Here is a 22203-nt window from a genome sequence, read left to right on the forward strand (position 1 = left end):
GAGGATGATTATGGATTCTTGGATGGGATTATTGAAAAAAGACTTTTTGTTAATGAAAAATAGGTTTTTGGTTTTTTTGATGCTTGATTTATTGGCATTTGGGTTAGGGTGGTATCTGCATATAAAAGAAATTGGATTTTTGAATAATCCAAGTTTGAATTGGGTGATGAATGAAAATGATTTTATTAAATTGATACCACTTGCAATTGCAATAGGATTACATGTGTTGTTTATAAGCTTTTACGTTTTTATGAGTTTAAGAAAAGAGGGAAAACAATTGCATTTGTGGCTTCATAATCCACAATCTGCATATGTCTTATTAGGTAGTAAGGTAGTAAATGGATTAATTGCTCTAATCATTTCTCTCATTTTCTCATTTTTTCTATTTTTCATGTATTTTCTTCCGATTCTATCGGAGTTAGGACCTCACATTGGAGATTTAACAAAATTAATTATGTATGCCTCTACGAACATTATCTTTGCTTCTTTGGTTATAGGAAGTGCGATTTTATTTTTCTGGGTGTTGTACCATGTATTTAAAAGTAGAATTGGAAAATGGAGTTTATTAGTCATTTTAATTGTAATGATTTTATTCATTTGGGGGATGTCTAATTTTCAAGCCACAGATATATACAACAATTTAGTTCTTAGAGGGGAGATCAACATTGAATTCCCTTCATTTGAAGCATTAAATTTTGTAGAAAGTAATGTTATGGATGTAGATCAAGGTGAAGACTTCGTTGGACTTTATGTGTTTAACGTTTTAATATTTGCTGTTTTATTTGTATTATCAGCATGGATGATTGAAAAGAAGGTTGAGGTGTAAAAAATGGAGGACTTTCAGGCAACAAAACCGATATATATGCAATTAGCAGAACGAATTAATCATAAGATTGTACGGAGAGAACTGCATGCAGGGGAAAAGTTAAAATCAGTTCGTGAGATGGCTGTTGAATCCGGTGTAAATCCAAATACTGTACAACGCACGTACAGTGAATTAGAAAGGATGAATATTGTGGAAACAAGAAGAGGTCAGGGAACTTTTGTAACGGAAGATGAAGGGAAATTAGAACAATTAAGAGATCAACTGAAAACTGAACATATCACAAGGTTTATCCAACAGATGGGAGAAATGGGATTTAGCAAAAATGAGATGGTAAAGGGATTACAAGAATACATTGTAAAGGAGGGACAATAACTTGATTACTTTTGAAAATGTTTCAAAAACGTATATTACACAAAAAGCTTTAAAAGATATCAATATTGAGCTGCCTAAGGGGAAAATCATCGGTATTATTGGAGAAAATGGCAGTGGAAAATCAACGATGCTGAAATTGATAGCTGGATTAATTCGTCCAACAAAAGGCTTTGTGAAAGTAAATGATATTCAAACAAACCGAAGGGTCAGTGAAATCGTCACTTATTTGTCAGAACTAGATGCTTATTATGCGATGTACACTGTGAAACAAACGATGGACTTCTTTGCAACACAATATAAAGACTTTGATTTAGAGAAAGCAAACCAAATTATGAAGTTTATGAAGTTAGAGCCTTCACAAAAGGTGAAAAACTTATCCAAAGGGAATCGAGGGCGGTTAAAAATCGTATTGTCACTAGCGCGTGATGTACCGTATATCATTTTGGATGAACCTTTTTCTGGGTTAGACCCTATGGTAAGAGAGTCTGTTGTTAAGGGACTCCTATCTTATATCGATTTGGAGAAACAAACTGTCATAATTACAACACATGAAATTCAAGAGGTAGAGGCTCTTCTAGATATGATTGTTGTAATTAGAAATGGTCAAATTATAGATACAAAAAGTGTTGAGAAGCTTCATGAGCAAGAGCAAATGAGTGTGGTAGAGTGGTTGAAGAATGTGTATGAGAACGCTCCTGCATGATTATACTGTTATAGATGATGAAATGAGGATGTAAACCATCCCCACTTCATATGAAAAAAAGACAATATAAGCCTTCACTGAATAATGAAGGCTTATTTGTATGCCCTGCATTTGCAAAAGAAATAAAGAATTAGTAAGATAAAATAACATACTTACTTACGATTTTACATTGATATAAGGAGGTTAGAAGCTTTTGAAATCGTCGCGTTTATTGTGGTCTTCAATTTTAATCGTAGCTATAATTACAACCTCAATATTTATTTATGGTTTTGTGAATGCCATTCAAACCGTGGTTTATCCAAATGGATCAAATTTAACTGAACCTGAAGCTGAAATTGAAGAAGAAATTGCCCCAAGTGCTGATGAAATTATTATTTTATCTTTGGGGGACTCATTAACAAAAGGAACAGGAGACAAAACCAACAATGGATATGTGGGGGTTGTGAGAAATCTGCTTGAGGAAAATAAAGACAAGCCTGTATACCTTCGTCCTTTTGCAGTGGATGGTTACACAACGGAACAGCTACTGGATTTTATAACAACTCAAAGTGGAGTTCGGACGGCTATAAAAGAATCCAATCTTATTTTAATGACCATAGGAGGAAATGATATGTTTTCTCCAGGTAATGAGCTTGACCTACAGACATCTGAACAACTGATGAAGGATGCGCTTGCTAATATTAGTAAAGTTTTTGCTGAGTTAAATGCTCTAAATGCTGAAGCAGATATCGTTTATGTTGGCTTGTATAATCCTTTTTCAGAAATTGATGAGAATGGAGAAGTGGCTTTATTCGTACAGGAGTGGAATCATGAGGTTTTCAAAATGACCACAGCATACAAACAAGTGATGTTTGTCCCAACTTCTGATTTATTTTATAAAAATACTAAAAGTTTCTTGTCTTCAGATGTGTATCATCCAAATGAAGAGGGTTATAAGAGGATCGGAGAACGAATTGTCAACGTGCTGCAATAATCATTTCTCATGATAGGGGGTTCAGTTAATGGGATTAAAAGAAGAAATACCTGTTTTATCTGTTAAACATTTAAAGAAAAAAATTAAAAAAAAGTGGATTATTAACGACATCTCATTTGATATTTATGAAGGTCAAATTTTTGGTTTTTTAGGACCAAATGGGTCGGGAAAAACGACAACGATAAGAATGCTGGTAGATTTAATCAGCCCAACTGAGGGATCAATTCATGTTTGTGGGAAAAATGTGCAGACAGAACACGATGAGGCTTTAAAACATGTTGGGTGTATTGTGGAGAATCCAGAACTTTATACATACTTAACAGGATGGGAAAACCTTGAACATTTCGCAGCAATGCTTCCGAATATATCGCAGCAAAGAATTCAAGAGGTTGTTGAAATTGTTGGAATGGATCAACGTATTCATGATAAAGTCAAAACGTATTCACTAGGAATGAGACAACGGTTAGGAATCGCTCAAGCATTGCTGGGAAAACCTAAACTTCTAATTCTTGATGAACCTACAAATGGGCTTGATCCTCAAGGGATAAAAGAGCTTCGGATATTTATAAGGAATTTAGCAAAAGAGGGTTTAAGCTTATTTATATCTAGCCACTTATTAAGTGAAATTCAATTAATGTGTGATCGTGTAGCGATTATTAGAAAAGGAGAAGTGATTGCCGTTGGAAATGTAGATGAACTTCTTGAACAATCTAGCTCAACAGTATTATGGGGGGTCTCTCCTGTTGAGCAAGGAAAAAAAATATTGCAATCATTTCAATCTATAGAATTAACACAGCTAGATGATTTCGAATTTGAGACTGTAACTTCTTCTAATATTGTACCAACATTAATGAATGTAGAAGATATTCCTCTAGTAAATGAACAAATGGTTAAAGCAGGTATCCAAGTTACAAATATTGAAGTCAGAAAGCCATCCTTGGAAGATATGTTTTTAACCTTAACGGAGGGTGAGAGAATTGATTAAAATATACCCTTTGGTGCGTAACGAAGTGCTGAAAATATGGAAGAAAAGAAGATTTATTGTCATTGTGCTTATATTAGCCGTATTAATTCCTATTTTTACATATGCACAGCTTCGAGTTGCTTTAAATGTTCAGAAACAAATGGGAACGGAAGACTGGCGAATTGTAGTTCAGCAACAAATTCAAGATTATGAGAATCGTGTTGGCAGTCCTAGAATGCAAGAAGAATGGAAGCGATGGTACACGGTTGAAATTCAACGTTTGCAGCTTCATTTGGATCAAAATATAGACCCTAATTCTCCAAATGGGGTGACTTTCACGAATCAGTTTGTTGCGAATTCAGTCGGTTTGTTTCTGCCTTTATTGGTGCTGGTTATTGCTGCAGATTTAGTGTCTGGGGAGCATTCTGCTGGAACGTTAAAATTGTTATTAACTAGACCTATAAAAAGGTGGAAGATATTATTAAGTAAATATATTGCCCTAACAATATATGTTTCAATTACAGTTCTATTGTTAGCTATCATGAGTTATCTCATTTCAGGCATTGTATTTGGCTTCAATGGCTGGATGCAGCCCGTTTTAACTGGCTTTGAAGTGATTGGATCTGATTTGAATTTAAATAACATTAATAGCATTCCCCAATGGCAATTTCTTGTGATGGAACTAGGACTTGCTTGGTTTTCTTCCTTAGTTGTAGCTTGTTTAGCAATGATGATATCTGTATTAGTCAGAAGTATTGCAGCTGGAATGGGGATTATGTTGGCTACTTTAATTGCCGGCACCATTTTAACCAATATGGTTTCATCTTGGGAAAATGCGAAATACTTTTTCATGGTCAACTTACAAACTGTTTCTTATTTGTCAGGTTCAGTACCACCAATTGAAGGTCTAACCCTCTCATTTTCTCTTATTAATTTAAGTGTTTGGGCTCTATTATCAATTTTCGTTTCTTTTGTTGTATTTATGAAACGTGATATATTAAATTAACAACTATTAGTATAAAAAACCTAAAAAACAAGCGAGATAAAGACGTTTGCAATGTAGGTCAGATAATAACTGATTTATGTGATTGACGTCAAAACCAGTTCACCGATGATCTGGTATATCTTCTTGTTTTTTTCTCACTTTATCGTTTAAAGACAATTATCTTTAAGTCTATACCTGAAGGCTTGTCAACCTTAGAGTTTTTGTCCCGATTCAACAAAAAAATGAATTTCATGGTATAATGCTAAATAGCGTTTGAAGTAATTGGCAAGGAGGCGACAAATTTTGGATCAAATCGATTTATTTTCGAAGCCAAAAGAAAAACAACAAACTGAATATGGTGCGGATGATATACAAGTATTGGAAGGGTTGGTTGCCGTCCGTAAAAGACCTGGAATGTATATAGGAAACACTGGAAATTCAGGTTTGCATCATTTGGTTTGGGAAATCGTGGATAATGCGGTTGATGAACATCTTGCAAAATTTTGTGATCAAATAGATATTACTATACATAAAGACGAATCCATTACTGTTTTTGACTATGGGCGAGGCATTCCAACAGACATGCACAAAACAGGTATTCCAACCCCTCAGGTTGTATTTACAATTCTACACGCAGGTGGAAAATTTGGAGGCTCAGGTTATAAAAAATCTGGCGGACTTCATGGAGTAGGTGCATCTGTAACCAACGCATTATCTGAATGGTTGGAAGTTGAAATATACCGTGATGGAAAAATACATAAACAGCGATATGAATATTGGGTGGACAAAGATGGAACAGAACATGTTGGAGAGCCTGTAACAAAATTAGAAGTAGTAGGTAATACACGTAGGACAGGTACAAAAATCACCTTTAAACCCGATCAAAAAGTTTTTAAAAGCGGAACTCACATTCAATACGATACATTAGCTGAACGGCTGCAAGAAATTGCATTTCTAAATTCAGGGTTGAAAATAAACTTAAAAGATGAACGTACAAATGAAGATGTTTCTTATGATTACAATGGCGGAGCAAAACAATTTGTTGAATATTTAAATGAAAACAAATCTGTTTTGCATGATGTCATTCATTTTCATGGAGAAAAGGATGATATCGAAATTGAGATTGCCATTCAATATAACGATGGATTTACAGAGACGATTGCATCATATGTGAATTCCATTCCTACACGTGGTGGAGGAACGCATGAAACGGGTTTTAAAACAGCATATACTAGGATCATGAATGAATATGCTCGAAAATCTGCTTTACTAAAGGAAAAAGATAAAAACCTAGAAGGTTCGGATCTTCGTGAAGGATTAATGGTTGTTATAAACATTAAGATGGGTGAAGTTGAATTCGTAGGTCAAACGAAGGATCAACTAGGAAGCAGCTCTGCAAGAAGTGCAACAGATGCGGTTGTAGCGGAAAACATTGCGGTTTTTCTTGAGGAAAATCCCAAGGTTTCTCAATTGCTGATCAAAAAATCTGTTCAAGCTGCCAAGGCAAGAGCTGCAGCAAGAAAAGCGCGGGAAGATGTTCGTTCTGGAAAAAAAGGAAGAAGCCAAAGCTCTAATTTAGGTGGAAAGTTAACTCCTGCACAATCCAAGGATTATTCACGTAATGAAATTTTTATCGTGGAGGGGGACTCCGCGGGAGGTTCTGCAAAACAAGGTAGAGATTCAAAACATCAAGCTATTTTACCTTTAAAAGGGAAACCTATGAATCCAGAAAAAGCAAAACTTGCAGATATACTGAAAAATGAAGAGTACAGAGCCATTATAGCGGCGATAGGTGCTGGTGTAGGACCTGATTTTGAATTAGAAGAATGCAATTATAGCAAAATTATTATTATGACGGATGCAGATACGGATGGAGCACATATTCAAGTATTGCTGCTTACATTCTTTTATAGATATATGAAACCACTTGTTGATGCAGGGAAAGTTTATATCGCACAACCTCCTTTATTTAAAGTGACTAAAAAGGGAAGAAAGACCTTTATGAAATATGCTTGGACTGAAGAACAGTTGCAAGACACAATAAAGGAATACGGAAAAAATGTAGAACTGCAAAGATATAAAGGTTTAGGTGAGATGAATCCTGATCAACTATGGGAAACAACGATGGATCCAGCCTTAAGAACATTATTGCAGGTACAAATTGAAGATGCCGCTATGGCGGAAAAAAGAGTATCCACTTTGATGGGGGATAAGGTAGACCCAAGAAAAAGATGGATTATTGAAAATGTAGACTTTACGAAGTTTGATGAATAGAGGGGATAACATGAGCCAAGTTGAACAGTTTTTACCTGCTTTTCTTGAGGAAGTGGTAGGAGACAGGTTCGGTAGATATTCAAAATATATCATTCAAGACCGTGCCATTCCAGACGTTCGGGATGGTTTAAAGCCGGTGCAGCGACGCATTCTTTATGCGATGTATGAAGCAGGTAATCATTCGGACAAGCCATATCGCAAATCTGCTAAAACCGTAGGGGATGTGATGGGGAATTATCATCCTCATGGTGATTCTTCTATTTATGATGGAATGGTGCGTATGGCGCAATCGTGGAAGATGGGTCATGTTTTAGTTGATGGACATGGAAACTGGGGCTCCATGGATGATGATCCACCAGCAGCTATGCGTTATACGGAAGCACGTTTATCTTCTATTGCAATTGAACTGTTGCGAGATATTGAAAAGGATACAGTATTATTCAAAGACAATTTTGACAATACAATGAAAGAGCCCGTAGTACTGCCTTCTCGTTTTCCCAACTTGTTAGTGAACGGGGTAAGTGGTATTTCTTCTGGTTTTGCGACTGAAATACCTCCTCATAATTTAGGTGAAGTTATTGAAGCTTGTATCGACTTAATTGATCAACCAAATTTAACATTAGAAGATTTAATGAAAAAAATGAAAGGTCCAGACTTTCCAACTGGTGGAATCATCATGGGAGAGAAAGGTCTTAAGGACGCTTACACAAATGGAAAAGGAAAAATATTCCTTAGATCGAAGACAAACATTGAAGACTTGAAGGGTGGTAAACAGCAAATTGTTATTACCGAAATTCCTTATCAGGTTGTAAAATCTCGTTTAGTTACTGCGATGGAAAATATCCGATTAGAGAAAAAAGTAGAAGGTATTGCTGAAGTTCGTGATGAAAGTGGACGAGATGGACTCAGAATTGTAGTTGAACTTAAAAAAGAGGCAAATGCAGAAGGAATTTTAGCTTATTTGCTCAAAAAAACAGACTTACAAATTAACTATAATTTTAATATGGTTGCCATTGTAAATAAAGCACCAAAGCAATTAGGTTTAAAACCGATCCTTGAGGCTTATATAGAGCATCAAAAAGAGGTTGTGACTAACAGATCACAATATGATTTGAAAAAAGCTCAGGATAAAGCGCATGTTCTTGAAGGTCTTGTGAAAGCATTAAATATTCTAGATGATGTTATAGAAACGATTAAAGCGTCTAAAAACCGTCAGGATGCTCAACAGAATTTAGTTGCTAAGTTTGAATTCACAGAAAGACAAGCAGATGCCATTTTAACATTGCAGTTGTATCGTTTAACAAACTTAGAGATCACTTCTTTGGAAAAAGACTTAGTAGAAGTGAACAAAATTATTGCTAAACTGACTGCGATTCTAGGAAGTCCAAAGAAATTAATGAATGTTATTAAAAAAGAATTAACAGAAATCTCTAAGAAGTATGCGATTGAACGCAGATCAGACATACAAGAAGAAGTTGAAAAATTAGAAGTAAACCTAGAGGTTATGGTAACACCAGAGGACGTACTTGTTACAGTATCCAAAGAAGGATATATAAAACGCAGCAGCTTATTATCTTTTACACGTTCTGGTGGCGAGTTAGAAACTACAGGTCTAAAAGAAGGGGATATGGTTCGCTTTATTAGAGAAGTAAATACCATTCAGAACCTCCTTATCTTCACAAAGAGTGGACAGTACTATATGCTGCCTGTTCATCAAATCCCAGAGTATAAATGGAAGGATAATGGGACTGCGATTGTAAATGTGATTCCGATTGACAAAGAGGATCAAATCGTAAATGTTATCCCTGTCAAAGATTTTGAAGAAGAAGGCAAATCCATTGTATTCGTAACAAAAAATGGACAAGTGAAGCGGAGTTTGTTAAAAGATTATGCAACGAAACGTTCCATAGGAATCGTGGCATGTAAATTAAATCATGAAGATCAAATTGTCGATGTGCAATTAAGTGACAAGACGGGCGATCTACTGCTGGTGACTAAGCTTGGAATGAGCATTCGGTTTAGAGAAAATGAAGTGAAGTCCATGGGTCGGGTTTCAGCAGGTGTTAAAGGAATTCAGTTAAAAGAACTGGATGAAGTCATTGCAGCTGCTTGGATCAATGACAATGATTCAGGTGAGATTTTTGTCCTGTCTGAACGTGGATATGGAAAAAGCACCTTGGTTTCAGATTACATGATTCAAGGACGTGGAGGAAAAGGTGTAATCAGTTTCGAATTTAAAACCGGAAAACGTGTAAGATCAAATGGATATCAATTAATGTATGGATGTTTAATTAAAGAGCCCATGGATTTGACTGCGATATTAAGCAGCGGAGAGGTTCAACAATTTTCAACACAAGCTGCACCGATTCAAGAACGAAAATCTACAGGAAAACAGCTCGTGTCTGTGACAAAGGAAGAACAGGTATTAGAAGTTGTAAAATTGTCAAAGATTTAAAGATATTCATTAAAATGAGTTGATTTTAATAAATAAGTCGCTATATGATATAACTGTCCTGAAGTCCAATATGACTCAGGGCAGTTTTTGTTTTTTATAACTAAGAATCGACGACATGTCTGAGGGGCTTGAATGGTATCTGGCTTCATCATGCTTTTTATAAAAATTAGAAATAGGAAAATAAGTATCTTATTCTTTCGTTTCAGTTTAAAAACCAAAAAATAGAGAAAAAAATAGCCTTATCTAAGAAGGATTCCTATATTTGAATAGAAATTGGTGAAATAAGACCTTAATTCTAAAAGATGGATGAAAACCTACCATTTTTCTTCTATATTTTTTTCATTCGGTGTTGAGCTTTTTTAAGAATTTTTTCTCCATATTTTTTATACAACTTTGATTTTTGAAAGTGCAACCCAGCATATAGAAACATATAACCAACAATAGTTCCTATAATAATGTAATAATAAACAATAGGTTGGCTATAAAATGGAAATTCTTCACTAAGTAATCTAAATCCAGCATTTGGGAAGTCCTCACCATACCAGCTTGTTGGAAATCCTTTTGCAACTAAAAGTCCGAATAATACAAATCCCACTTTTTCAACAATAAATATAGTGAACAATGATACAATTGCAAGCACATGTTTATTTTTATTTTTGATAAAAGATAGTATTGATCCTATTGTGTAATAGGGAATGATGGAAAATAAGATCCCATAGTAGATCCAAGATATTTTCCATGATCGATCGGCCGGCACATCGGAGATTACCATATATGAAAAACCACTGAATATAAATGTGAATATGTAAAGTGGAACAAACGCAACTCCTACTATGATAATAATGCTTAACCACGACAATGTTCTCATTTGTCTCCTCCTTTAATACACCATATGATTGGTATGTTTATTTCGAACAACAACTATTATTTGCCTACGCGTTCAAAAGCAAGGTGTCCAGCTAAACCAGTCAGCACACTACCCATGAACCAACGTTGAATCTTTTGCCATGTCGGGCGTGTTGAAAACCATGTAGATATTGTACTAGCCGTTAGTACAATGAATAGATTAACTATAAAACTAATTATAAGTTGTGTAAGGCCTAGAGCAGCACCTTGAAGAAGCAATGAACCTTGTGCTGGATCTTGAAATTGAGGAAGTAAAGATACATATAAAATTGCAATTTTCGGATTTAGTAAATTAGTCATAAAGCCCATTAGAAACAATTTTTTCGGGGGTTCAACAGAGAGAGTTTGCGGAGTTAGGATTGAAGTCTTTGAATGAAATGAATTCCAGGCAAGCCAGAGTAAGTAAGCAACTCCTGCCCATTTGACTAATTCATAAATAAAGGGAACTGCATTAAATAATGAAGCAAGTCCGACTAATGTTGCAAATAAGTAAATCACAAAGCCAAGCATAACACCTAAAAGAGAGATGATTCCTGCAGCACGTCCTTGAGTAATAGAACGAGAAATAAGATAAATCATGTTAGGTCCTGGAGAACATACAATACCTAGTGATATCAATGAAAAAGCTAACAAATTTGCGAAACTAACCATAAAAGTCCCCTTTCTAAACATGAATAGTTCGAAATATCTGTTTAATCATATATTAGGATATAATAGTAGTCAATGAAAATAATAGTTAAATAAAGGTATTTCTCGAGTAGAGAGAATTATGATGGGAAGGTTTTTCAATGAGTTAAACGGTAACATTATTGATTTTATTCGAAATCAAATAATGTTTTTTGTGGGTACAGCCCCTTTACATGAAGTAAACAAGCTCTTGTCATATGAAAAAGACAAGAGCTTGTATACTTTAATTAAAAAACTATAATATATGCGGATTCTCATTCTATTTCTCTTAGAATGGCTTCTTTTTAGAATTTCTCCTTGTTCGACTCGTCCATCATGTAGAGAAAAAAATGATCTGAAGACGCTTTCTGTTTAACTTTAAAAAAAGATCTCATTCTCAACAATATTCATGTATTCTGACCTGTAACAGATAGCGCATGCGTATCCATTTACACGAAATTTCTATTTACACAACCACAACAAGAAGAAGTAGCATTACTATTATGACTATATTTGTTCTATAAGGTAATGGATCTCTACTAATAATGCTTCTAAATCCACTTAAAATTCCAGAAAAAAACATAAAAATCACCTCCTATTTTATTAGTATATGCTAGACTTACTATATTTGTATGTGCTGCAAACTAGATACTGATAACCGTAATTTTTTGTATTTCATAAAAACAACATAAATCAAATTGAAACATGTTAATAATCTTAAAAATAGTACGAATACTATGACTGAAATTACATTGAGTATTTCATTAAGTTCATTCATATCTACTTATTTTAAATGAAACAAATAGGTTGAAATATATTCCAATTTAATATAACATAAAGAATACGTTAGTTATAATTAACTAACGTATTCTAGTTTAAATATCTAAAACTTCTAAGACCCGAGATTCACTCAAATCAAATGATCGTTTAAATATAATCCCTGAATATTTAGACAGATTTTTATTGAGGATCTCTTTACATATATAGTTATAAAATATATTAACAAAAATCAATTTATCTCTTCATGAAATAGTGTAAAGGAGGTTTCAAGGAGTCGACTCTACTTCGAGCAACTTTGGTAGGAGCTTTTGTTAATAGAAAGAGGTGGGTGAACCAACTAAATTATAGGTTTCGTCATGTTAGTCATATAGGTAAGTGATAGATTGCTTCTAATTCAGTCAGAATGTACACAATGATAAGTGAGTTCATATGATTATAATAGGAGTGAGACTATGAAAATGAGAAAAAGATGGTTTAATAGTTTACTAGTTTTTGTGATGTTTTTTTCTATCGTACTTCCTTCAATGGGGAATACTCAAACAAAAAGTAGAGTTATAACAGATAGTACCTGGAGTGGAGTCATCCCTGAACTCCACTTTCCATCAAATACGAATTCTCATTTGCCAGATGACACGTATAATAACAGAACGATTTATAAAGGATTAGACCCAGAAGATTTTGTGCCAGTGTTATTAACGGTCAACAATAGGGATTATTACGAAAGTCAATTGGCGGGTGAACCCCTTACTAAGTTAAATGACAAGTTAGATGAATGGGACCCTAACCTAGACACATTTATTGGAATTTATCGAACAACACCAGATACCATTGTCCATGAATTTGCTTCAGGTGTTTCGAATATTACATTAATGATGAATAAAGATTCTTATTTTGCTAGAGGAGTAACAGTTGAAGTTGAAGAATGGTTGGAGAAGAATGCTGGGAGTCGAACTGCAGCACAAGATACTTTTTCCTATAGTGTAAGTTATGGTTTAACCAAGGGACAGCAGCAAGATGTGAGTTTAACTACAGGTTTTAAAGGGTCAAATACGACTACACTTGGATTTGAATTGGATGGTTTGTCTGCATCTACCTCTTTTACATTTGAAATATCCCAATCGGAATCAACCTCCACTGGCTGGAGCAGAAATATAACTACCAGTGATTCCCAAACGAGAAGTGCAACTTTCGGAAGAAACATCCCTCACCTTTATGGTGAATATGATTGGGGTGTGTATCAATTACAATCTCGTTTGAAAATGAACTATACTACCTCAGGTACCTTCCATGAATTAGATGATGTATTTTTAAATGATATCAATTGGCTAGGTCTTGTGTTAAAGAAAAAAAGCTACGTAGAAAATATTGCATTCGACAACCTAGTATATGGTAGAAATGAAGAAGTTTCCGTTGTGCCTCAGCAATTCGTTGAGGAGCAGCTAGCAGTTGCATTTGGAGAAAATCATGCAGAACCAATTGAAATACCATCAGGAATAACTGTAACTGCATTAACTAACGATGGATCTGTAGAAATAGGTTGGAATGAAGTTGATGATGGCCGAGTTTCTGGTTACTACATTCTAAAAGATGGCGAAGTTTTAACAAGGATTTCTGGAAAAAACGAAACAAGTTGGCAAGATTATGGCATTAAACCGAATAAGGAAAGTGAATATCAAGTTGCTTCCTACATTGAAATTGATCAAACATATGGAAGTAATACAGTACAACATAACAAAATGGACTTGGTTTCAGATTTAAGTGATGAGGTAAGTGTTATATTACCCATTAATTCAATACATTTAAATGAACCAGATATGAATTCGTGCTCTTTTACATTCACTTGGGAGGATAACGGAGCTGCGTTTGGTGAAAGAGTATATTATCAATTGTGGCATGAAAATCCTACAAATGGATCAACTTATATGATTGGCAAATTTGAAGGAGATCAAGTGAGCTTTAATTTGTCTCCTGAATTAAGGGATAAGCTGTCACTTGGTTCGAACAATAAGTTTTTTGTTGTAAAAGAAGTATTGTATAATGGGGAATCTCTAGAATCACAGCCTTCTAACATTGTAAACGAAAACATTTCATTTGAAGATGGTGTATATCTTTATTCTAAAAAGGATTACAAAGGAAATTGTGTGAGAGTTGACTCGGGTAACTATGATAATATTACAGATGTGGGCATGAGTAATAATGTACTGTCATCTGTAATGATGGTTGGAGATTACTTAACGCACCTTTATAGAGATACCGGGTTGAATAATGATTTGGATGACAACGTGAATCAAACTTTCTTTAGCGATGTTCCAAATCTTGGAGATAAAGATATAGGAAATGATAAAGTATCCTCTTTAAAAGTAAGGGAAAAAGAAGACGGGATATATTTATTTAGAGGTAAAAATTATAAAGGGGGATATAATCGTGTGCAGACTAGCAGCTCATATACTGAATACGATCAAATGAGTGATGTGAATTTCCCGAATAATGAATTGTCCTCTCTTAAAATTGTAGGGAATTACGGAGCAATATTATATGATCATGCTGATTTTGTTGAAGGCTATGATGTTTGTTATCCAGGTTGTACGTATCAAGAACAAAATTCAGTGAGCGCCTTTAAATCAGGAACGAAAGACTTGTCAGATTTTTTAGTAGGTAACAACGCAGCCTCTTCTATGAAGGTATTAAAAGGAAAAGGTGTTCACTTATTTACGAATGATAATTGGAGAAAAACCAATGCTAAGGCAGGGATCGGAAATTACAATAATATTGATGATGACCTTCCATTTCCGAATGATAAATTATCAGCGATTGTATTAATTGGAGATGTCACCGTCGAACTGTATCAGCATAATAACTATGAAGGTAGAAAAAGTACTTTCACAAGCCATGATCGCTTTTTAATAGACAACAATATTGGAGATAATTCCACATCCTCATTAAAAGTATATGAAACGCCTGGAGATGAGACCCATAATGATGATGATCAGTATGAAAATAAAGGAGTAGAAGTCTTAAATGTACCTAATGATTTACAATTGTTAGATTCACCAAACGATTTCTCTTTTTCTAGCTGGTATAATGGAGGGGTAGAGATTCAAGATATCGATGGTGTTGTTGCTACTTCTGAAGGAAGTTATCCATTTCAAGAGCTTACGCCAACTAACATGAATTCTTCAATATATCAAAATTTATCTTTAAATCCTAAAGATAAAACATATACATTTGGAATTTGGTTAAGAGCTGATGAGCCTCATAAAGCAAATATTAAAGTTCAAAATGCTGATTTTAGCGAGTCGAATGGAGTTAAAGTAGATGTAACTACCGAATGGCAGTATTTCGAAGTATCGCAGGAATTTACAGAGAGAAGTGATAAGGTCACTGTAGTGGTTTGGCCTGGGGGCTATAATGAAACTACAAATTCTGTTTATGCTTTTGGTGCTAGCCTTATAGAAAACTAATCATAAGAAACATAATAAAAAACAGCATTCCATTATTATTGAATGCTGTTTTTTTCTTTTAGTACAGTAGCAGATCGTGATTTATCACGTTCTCATGCTGTAAGACTCCCTCTTCTTCAAGGAGGAGTCTTACAGCATATTCTCACCTGATAAGTTCATCTAACTTTCAGCGAGAGATATAAAAACTCCCATTGAAAGCAAGATTCTCTTTATCACACTACTCGGTTAATTCAATATTGTATTTTGTTATTAAATCTTTTAAAGCAGGTCTTTCATTTCCATCTCTTCCAACAACATGCGTAGCAGTTACTAAAGAATTTAGAACCGCCTCTTCCGTAGCCTCTCCAATAGCTCTAAATGCCAAGTCTATATCTTCTTCATGAATCATTGAGATTACATGGCAATCGGAAGTTTTTTCATGAGGAATTTTTGCTGCTGTGGAAAAACCAATTACTATTTCTCCACTTCCATTTGAAACAATGGAACCAGTACGAGATAATCCTGTTACTGCTCGTTTGATAATACGATTAAGCTGTCTTTCTGTAACAGGGAGATCAGTAGCAGCAATTATTATTATAGACCCTTTGTCCTTTTCCTCTTGTATATCAATATTGGTATCTTTCAAACCTTCTCCAACAGCTTTACCTTTTATTTTCAAGTCACTCAAAGTTCCAAAATTAGATAAAACCAAAACACCCATCGTATAAGTTCCGTGTTCCATGGACATTAATCGAGAGGAAGTTCCAATACCACCTTTTAATGAATAACATAACATCCCAGTACCGGCTCCTGCTGTACCTTCCTTAAATTCAGGTGCTGTATTTGACAATGCTTCGAAAACATGTTCATTCGTTACAAATTTACTTCGAATATCGTTTAGTTGCATGTCATTGCATTCACAGATAACAGGGTTAACTGATCCAGTGGAACGGCCTATTTCAGGATTGTGATCCAGCATATATTCAATTAAGGCATCAGCAGCTGTACCGATACTTAACGTGTTTGTTAATATAATTGGAGTTTCTAATGTTCCTAGTTCCTCAACTTGAATAGTACCCATCGTTTTCCCAAACCCGTTTATAACGTGACTTGAGGCAATTAATTTATCTCTAAATATATTTCCTTGATGAGGTAAGATGGCTGTAACACCTGTCTGCATCTCTTTATTGCTAAGTGTTACTTGTCCAACAGTGACTCCTTCTACATCTGTTATTGAGTTTAAGCTCCCTGTTTCTAGACGACCTATTTTTACTCCGTAATCTCTTAATCTTTTTTGATTTAACATATTCATTCGCCATCCCTATTATTATTTTTAAAATAACAGAATAAGATCAATATTTACTGGTGTTGAATACTATTATTATAACAGATATAATAGGTAAGTGTTTCCAATAGAAGGATACGGAGAACTTTGAGAGTCGATAGGGTTAGTTCTAAAATCTAGCATAAGTTTTTTTTTGGAATGTGATAGGAGGAATAAAATGAGTTATGTTATGGAATTAAGAAAATTAGTGGGCTCTAGACCATTGTTACTACCAGGTTCAGTAGTATTAATTGTTAATGAGAATAATAACTTGTTATTACAACATAGAAAAGATGGAACGTGGGGGTTGCCTGGTGGCTTGATGGAGGTAGGTGAAAGTTTAGAAGACACTGCAAGGAGAGAGGTGAAAGAAGAAACTGGTCTTGAAATTGGAGGTTTGCAATTACTAGATGTTTTCTCTGGACCTGAATATTATTTGAAGTTGAATAATGGAGACGAATTATTTTCAATAACTGCTGTGTATTTAGCACATGAAACTAAAGGGAAACTAGCAATAGATTATACTGAGTCTGTTAGCTTTCAATATTTTAATATTAATGCACTACCCGAAGATATTAATGAGGCAAACAGCAACTATATAGAAGCATATCTAAAAAGAATTTGTAAGTAATCCTAATAAGCAAGAATATGATGTATTTACCATTGATTAAAGTTTGAAGTTATTACTAGCTATTATCATTCATAATCATGAATGGAATCTATAGTGGTGAATCTCTCTTCCAATTTGATCTGTTCATCTAATCCTTGGATTTGACTAAAAGACAATTGTGGAAGCACATAAGTAACAGAAATATAGATAGCAAATGAGAAAACTAGTGCTTGATATTTGATGTTTTTGTTTATTTTTGACTTTTTATCGATGATAAGAAAAACAATAAATAAATCGTGATGATCAGCAGAAAGAACAACAAAATAAAAATATAGTGAATATTAGACATTATGATCTCTCATTTTTAATATAGTTAGGATTGCGGACCATATACTCATCACGTTTAAAATCATATTTTCCATACAATCCATGTGCATCTTTAGTGCCAAGTAAACCAAATAAATCCACGTTTTCTTCTGCATTTACTATGATATCAATCAATTTTGTGCCTATCCCTTCACCTCTGTAGGATTCATCAACAAACACATCTCCCAACCAATACATGGTAGCACCATCAGTTACAATCCGTGCGAATGCGATTTGTTTGTTTCCATCATAAACCCCATAACAAAGCGAGTTTTCTATTGACTTTTGAATTTTATCTTTAGATCTTGTATTTGCCCAATAACTTTTAGCCAAAAAATCACAAATTGTATTAATGTCTAATTTTGCTTTATCATTACTAATTACATAATGCTTAAAGATGATTTCCATAAAGTGACCTCCAATAAAATTGTTAAAATCTATTATACAATAATTTGAGAGTGATAAGAGGTATGGAGAATCATCTAGTTATTAAAAAATGAAACCGCTTAAATTTTAAAACGTACTTATGGTTATAAGATTTCTATTATTTCAGATGCATGTTGTATGAAATAATAAGTTAAGAAAGGTTGGTTTATATGTGGAGAAGTATATTTATTGTATTCATATGTTTAACAGTAATCATTTCCGGATGTACAAATGAAAGCTCAACTGAAAGAGGTAGTGAAGAATCACAAACAGTTACCACCGAAGAATCAACTATGAAAGAAACGCAGGAAAAACAAAACCAAGGAAAAAATATAGAAACAATTGAACAAGATATCCATACAAAATTAGATAATGCTATGAATAGAATTGAAGAATACTATCATTTTTCAGGAACAGTATATGTTGGAAAAGCTGGGGAGGAAATATATTCTAAAGCCTTTGGAATGGCAGATTATGAAAATCAAATCCCCAATTCTTTAGATACTAAGTTTATAATGGCTTCACTGACTAAACAATTTACGGCAGTGGCTATATTAATGTTAGAAGAAAGCGGATTATTAAACGTTGATGATCCAATTACAACATATTTTCCTGAAGCTTCTCAATTTGAAGATATAACAATTCACCAATTGTTGTCGATGCAATCAGGAATTGTGAATACAGATGATCCATATCTTTTTGAGAAATTTGGTTCTTCCACTACTTTTCCAGCTTCAGAAGAAATAATCTCAGCTTTTAATGAGATACCACTTCATTTTAATTCAGGTGAGAGATATGAATATAGTAATTCAAATTATATTTTACTAGGATTAATTATAGAAAAAGTTTCAGGGATGACTTATGAAGAGTTTTTAGAGAAGAATATTTTCCAACCTTTGGGTATGAACAATTCTGGTTATAGTATAGATTGGAATTTACAACAAAATAAAGCCTTAGGATATGAAGTTATTAAAGAAAATGAGATTATTCCAAGTCAATATGAGCAGTACTTTTTAGTATCTGCTGCGGGTGGCTTATATACAAGTGCAAGTGATTTGGCAATATGGGATAGAGCGTTATACACAGATCTATTACTCAAAAAAGAAACGATTGAAAAGAGTTACGTTGCATACGTTGAAATGCCCTATATTCAACGGTATGGATATGGATATGGTTGGATGGTAAATGAAAATCAACTTAAACATTCTGGATTGATGCCAGGATACACATCAATTATATACCGAGACCTTGATTCAGAAACTGTTATTATTCTATTCAGTAATAATGAATTATTTAAAGACAGTTTAGAAATGGGTTTGAGCGCTTTAAAAGATGTATTGCGTAGTAATGAATTAATCAATTCAAATTAAGTTCTATTCATAAAATAATTTAAAGAGGTAAAAACTTGAAATTACTTAAACGCTGTAACATAATAAAGAACATATATATCAATTCTTAATATAAAATTGTATCATGCATTCTAGCAAAGATGATAGAAAGGAAGTTTTGAATGAAAAAAAGTTATGTTTTTGTACTTATTTGTTTATTTCTTGTTTTGAGCGCGTGTTCAGTATCTACAACCGACTACAGTGATGTTACAGAACAAACAAAGAAAGATGAAAATGAAATCGAGTTCAAACCACTAGCAATCAACAACAAGGAAGAGCTTGCAGCACAAATAGAACAAGCAGTGAATGGATTTTCAGAAGAATTCTATTTCTCAGGAGCAGTTTATGTTGGTGTAGGTGAGTCAGATATTTTCACTAAAGGAGTTGGATTTGCAGATTATGAAGAACTAATAGAAAATACAATCGCTACAAAATTTTTAATAGGCACAAGTACAACAGAGTTTACAGCTGCAGCGATTTTAATGTTAGAGGAGGAGGGATATCTTTATCTTGATGACCCAATTACAGAGTTTTTCCCTGAACAAACCCATTGGGAAGAAATTACGATTCAACATTTATTGTCGATGTCATCAGGAATTGTGAATTATATGCAAGAGCCTTATTTTAGCCAAATCCCAGAATGGGTGTACACGACGACTGATGAAGGAAAAGACTTGGATGTCATTATGGGTATTTTTGAAAATGAGGAATTAACTTTTGCACCTGGAGAGGAATTTGGATATAGCTTTTCAAATTATATTTTGTTAGGACGTATTATTGAACAAGTTACAGGAATGCCATATCATGAGTATATTCAGGAAAATATATTTAATCCACTCGAGATGACAAATTCAGGTATAGGATATAACTGGATTAATGAATACGATAAAGCAATTGGTCATTCTATGATAGGTGAAGGATATGCAGATGAAATGGAATTATATAATACAGGTGGCGTAGATGCATCAGCAGGTATATACTCTACAGTAATTGATTTATCAAAGTGGTATAAAGCGATGAATACGAATGAAATTTTATTAAAAGAAGCAGTTCAAAAAATGTTATCAACACATACTTACATAGAGAATAGTGTGCCTAATGCAACGCAATATAATTATGGTCTAGGTACTTTTTTGGATGAAAGAAATGTAGTGGTAAATGTAGGTGAAATGCTTGGATACACAAATTTAGTACACTTTGAACCCGAGACTGGAGTATTGATAATTATATTAGGTAATCATCAAAGGATTCATAATACTAATAATACTCTTAAGGATATTCTTGTAGACGTTGTATATGGAAGAGAATAAGATTAGTTTGAGAATAGGGAAAAATATAAAAATATTTCTATTAGTTGGAAAATCCTCCAATGGGAATAGCATTGATAGAATGAAGGTGTTGAGAAACTTCCTCAAAATAAGTTTCAAGTAACGGATAAGTATTTGAAGGGAGGTACTCATCTTCTTTTGATGTAATCATTTTTTTAATAGGTAAAATCCTGTAGTTCTTTTTATTATCTGCATAGTATTTATGAACCCACGTAGGGATCGTTTCAATATGCGTTATAACCGTTTTATTTTCTGGGAAATGTTTTTCAATGGCTACTTTGAAAATCACACCAACATCAGTGTATAAAGCGGTTCCTTGGTCTGGTCCTTGATTGGATATGAAATTCCCCAATGAATAGATAACAATTCCTTTTTTCATTTCACCGTCATACCCTTGAAGTTCAAGGAATTCATAAGGTTGAACAACGTGGGGATGACTGCCCAATATAATATCAGCTCCAGACTTAATAAGATGTTTAACAATATTTTTTTGCAATTCATTTGGATTTCTTTGATATTCTGATCCAAAATGCACGGATACTGTTACAATATCAACACCTGCTGTTTTTAATTTTTGTATGTCGTTAGCCATTTGATCGTTATCGATTAAGTTCACTAAATATTCTTTGCCTTCAGGAATAGGAATGCCATTCGTACCGTATGTATAAGCTAAAAATCCCATGTTAATTTCATTTTTTGAGACGGTTAATAATTGTTGAGCTTCCTCCCTAGATGCTGCAGTGCCTGTAGAGTGAATTTTTCGTTCATCTAAAAATTTTAGTGTATTAATAACACCATTTTCTCGTCGATCTAATGAATGATTATTTGCGGTTGTAAGGATGTTAAATCCAGCATTTTTAAGTGCATCAGCTAATTGCTCTGGAGCATTGAATTGAGGATAACCGGAATATCCTACTGCTTCTCCTGCAAGTGGGGTTTCGAGATTGCCAATGACCCATTCTCCATCAACAAATAAATCTTTTACTTCAGTAAAGTATGAATCAAAAGAATATTGCCCAACTTCTTTGTCATATCCATGTAAAATTTGTGGATAATGCATCATAATATCACCAACAGCATATAGCTCAGCAGTTGTAGAATATGCTTCTGGTTCTTGATTTAATAAGATGTACTTTCTTTTAAACGCAGCTTTTTTTATGTCTTTCAATGGATTAGCTTCATCACTTATAGTTAACTCAATAGGTTCTTGAAGCTCCAAATCATTTGCTGTGAAAGTATTACTGCCGCATCCAGAGAGAAGTATGATTGAGAATAATAGTATTTTTTTCATATGTACCTTCTTCTTTTTATAATATTACCCTTGTTATCCTTTTGTTTTGCTTATGATGAGCGTCAGGGTCAGAGACAATGGATTCTGTTACATTCTCTTATATATGTGTTATGCCTGCTATTTTAC

General features: G+C 34.0%; 17 protein-coding genes. 12 read left to right on the forward strand and 5 right to left on the reverse strand.

What is annotated here, in order from left to right; all coding sequences use genetic code 11:
- Positions 1-10: 10 nt before the first annotated feature.
- The 8 genes from Q5Y73_RS07250 to gyrA all read left to right on the forward strand — a co-directional run bounded on the left by Q5Y73_RS07250 (position 11) and on the right by gyrA (position 9552).
- On the forward strand, positions 11-826 hold the full coding sequence (locus tag Q5Y73_RS07250; RefSeq protein WP_305991192.1) for a hypothetical protein: 816 nt from the start codon (positions 11-13) through the stop codon (positions 824-826).
- Positions 827-829: 3 nt separating this feature from the next.
- Positions 830-1198 (forward strand): GntR family transcriptional regulator, encoded by a 369-nt coding sequence (locus Q5Y73_RS07255; RefSeq protein WP_305991193.1) that lies wholly within the window; start codon positions 830-832, stop codon positions 1196-1198.
- Between the two features lies 1 nt (position 1199).
- Positions 1200-1901: an ABC transporter ATP-binding protein gene (locus Q5Y73_RS07260; RefSeq protein WP_305991194.1), complete on the forward strand. Its 702-nt coding sequence runs from the start codon at positions 1200-1202 to the stop codon at positions 1899-1901.
- A gap of 193 nt (positions 1902-2094) precedes the next feature.
- Complete coding sequence (locus tag Q5Y73_RS07265; protein WP_305991195.1) at positions 2095-2874, forward strand: GDSL-type esterase/lipase family protein; 780 nt, start codon at positions 2095-2097, stop codon at positions 2872-2874.
- Between the two features lie 28 nt (positions 2875-2902).
- On the forward strand, positions 2903-3859 hold the full coding sequence (locus Q5Y73_RS07270) for an ABC transporter ATP-binding protein (RefSeq protein WP_305991196.1): 957 nt from the start codon (positions 2903-2905) through the stop codon (positions 3857-3859).
- Positions 3852-4844, forward strand: coding sequence for an ABC transporter permease (locus Q5Y73_RS07275; protein ID WP_305991197.1), 993 nt, complete (start codon positions 3852-3854; stop codon positions 4842-4844). Before Q5Y73_RS07270 ends, Q5Y73_RS07275 begins: the two co-directional genes overlap by 8 nt.
- A gap of 279 nt (positions 4845-5123) precedes the next feature.
- Positions 5124-7097, forward strand: coding sequence for a DNA topoisomerase IV subunit B (gene parE, locus Q5Y73_RS07280; RefSeq protein WP_305991630.1), 1974 nt, complete (start codon positions 5124-5126; stop codon positions 7095-7097).
- Between the two features lie 10 nt (positions 7098-7107).
- Entirely contained in the window at positions 7108-9552 is a 2445-nt protein-coding gene (gene gyrA, locus Q5Y73_RS07285) for a DNA gyrase subunit A (protein ID WP_305991198.1), read from the forward strand.
- Positions 9553-9880: 328 nt separating this feature from the next.
- On the opposite strand, the gene Q5Y73_RS07290 is transcribed toward gyrA, so the two are convergent.
- A complete protein-coding gene (locus Q5Y73_RS07290) occupies positions 9881-10420 on the reverse strand; it encodes a hypothetical protein (protein ID WP_305991199.1) in 540 nt (179 codons plus the stop codon).
- A gap of 56 nt (positions 10421-10476) precedes the next feature.
- Positions 10477-11109 carry a LysE family translocator gene (locus tag Q5Y73_RS07295; RefSeq protein WP_305991200.1) on the reverse strand — a complete coding sequence of 211 codons (633 nt, stop codon included), beginning with the start codon at positions 11107-11109 and terminating at the stop codon, positions 10477-10479.
- Positions 11110-12356: 1247 nt separating this feature from the next.
- On the opposite strand from Q5Y73_RS07295, the gene Q5Y73_RS07300 reads away from it, so the two are divergent.
- Entirely contained in the window at positions 12357-15365 is a 3009-nt protein-coding gene (locus Q5Y73_RS07300) for a hypothetical protein (RefSeq protein ID WP_305991201.1), read from the forward strand.
- A 217-nt stretch (positions 15366-15582) separates the two neighbouring features.
- Here Q5Y73_RS07300 and Q5Y73_RS07305 read toward each other — a convergent pair whose 3' ends face one another.
- Positions 15583-16650 (reverse strand): DmpA family aminopeptidase, encoded by a 1068-nt coding sequence (locus Q5Y73_RS07305; protein WP_305991202.1) that lies wholly within the window; start codon positions 16648-16650, stop codon positions 15583-15585.
- Positions 16651-16846: 196 nt separating this feature from the next.
- On the opposite strand from Q5Y73_RS07305, the gene Q5Y73_RS07310 reads away from it, so the two are divergent.
- Complete coding sequence (locus Q5Y73_RS07310) at positions 16847-17299, forward strand: NUDIX hydrolase (RefSeq protein ID WP_305991203.1); 453 nt, start codon at positions 16847-16849, stop codon at positions 17297-17299.
- Between the two features lie 327 nt (positions 17300-17626).
- Here Q5Y73_RS07310 and Q5Y73_RS07315 read toward each other — a convergent pair whose 3' ends face one another.
- Complete coding sequence (locus Q5Y73_RS07315; protein WP_305991204.1) at positions 17627-18052, reverse strand: GNAT family N-acetyltransferase; 426 nt, start codon at positions 18050-18052, stop codon at positions 17627-17629.
- A gap of 188 nt (positions 18053-18240) precedes the next feature.
- Here Q5Y73_RS07315 and Q5Y73_RS07320 point away from each other — a divergent pair, with 188 nt between their 5' ends.
- Complete coding sequence (locus Q5Y73_RS07320) at positions 18241-19440, forward strand: serine hydrolase domain-containing protein (protein ID WP_305991205.1); 1200 nt, start codon at positions 18241-18243, stop codon at positions 19438-19440.
- Positions 19441-19580: 140 nt separating this feature from the next.
- Positions 19581-20768 (forward strand): serine hydrolase domain-containing protein, encoded by a 1188-nt coding sequence (locus Q5Y73_RS07325; RefSeq protein ID WP_305991206.1) that lies wholly within the window; start codon positions 19581-19583, stop codon positions 20766-20768.
- Between the two features lie 40 nt (positions 20769-20808).
- Here Q5Y73_RS07325 and Q5Y73_RS07330 read toward each other — a convergent pair whose 3' ends face one another.
- Positions 20809-22077, reverse strand: a complete 1269-nt coding sequence (locus Q5Y73_RS07330; RefSeq protein ID WP_305991207.1) for a CapA family protein — start codon at positions 22075-22077, stop codon at positions 20809-20811.
- Positions 22078-22203: the final 126 nt, after the last annotated feature.

This window comes from Chengkuizengella axinellae (assembly GCF_030730905.1).
Classification (GTDB): domain Bacteria; phylum Bacillota; class Bacilli; order Paenibacillales; family KCTC-33759; genus Chengkuizengella; species Chengkuizengella axinellae.

Excerpts from the sequence above, each read along its gene's own strand:
- gyrA (WP_305991198.1), top strand. The coding sequence starts at position 7,108 with ATGAGCCAAGTTGAACAGTTTTTACCTGCTTTTCTTGAGGAAGTGGTA.
- Q5Y73_RS07290 (WP_305991199.1), bottom strand. The coding sequence starts at position 10,420 with ATGAGAACATTGTCGTGGTTAAGCATTATTATCATAGTAGGAGTTGCG.
- Q5Y73_RS07270 (WP_305991196.1), top strand. The coding sequence starts at position 2,903 with ATGGGATTAAAAGAAGAAATACCTGTTTTATCTGTTAAACATTTAAAG.
- Q5Y73_RS07305 (WP_305991202.1), bottom strand. The coding sequence starts at position 16,650 with ATGTTAAATCAAAAAAGATTAAGAGATTACGGAGTAAAAATAGGTCGT.
- Q5Y73_RS07310 (WP_305991203.1), top strand. The coding sequence starts at position 16,847 with ATGAGTTATGTTATGGAATTAAGAAAATTAGTGGGCTCTAGACCATTG.
- Q5Y73_RS07325 (WP_305991206.1), top strand. The coding sequence starts at position 19,581 with ATGAAAAAAAGTTATGTTTTTGTACTTATTTGTTTATTTCTTGTTTTG.
- Q5Y73_RS07255 (WP_305991193.1), top strand. The coding sequence starts at position 830 with ATGGAGGACTTTCAGGCAACAAAACCGATATATATGCAATTAGCAGAA.
- Q5Y73_RS07295 (WP_305991200.1), bottom strand. The coding sequence starts at position 11,109 with ATGGTTAGTTTCGCAAATTTGTTAGCTTTTTCATTGATATCACTAGGT.
- Q5Y73_RS07300 (WP_305991201.1), top strand. The coding sequence starts at position 12,357 with ATGAAAATGAGAAAAAGATGGTTTAATAGTTTACTAGTTTTTGTGATG.
- Q5Y73_RS07320 (WP_305991205.1), top strand. The coding sequence starts at position 18,241 with ATGTGGAGAAGTATATTTATTGTATTCATATGTTTAACAGTAATCATT.
- Q5Y73_RS07330 (WP_305991207.1), bottom strand. The coding sequence starts at position 22,077 with ATGAAAAAAATACTATTATTCTCAATCATACTTCTCTCTGGATGCGGC.
- Q5Y73_RS07250 (WP_305991192.1), top strand. The coding sequence starts at position 11 with ATGGATTCTTGGATGGGATTATTGAAAAAAGACTTTTTGTTAATGAAA.
- Q5Y73_RS07315 (WP_305991204.1), bottom strand. The coding sequence starts at position 18,052 with ATGGAAATCATCTTTAAGCATTATGTAATTAGTAATGATAAAGCAAAA.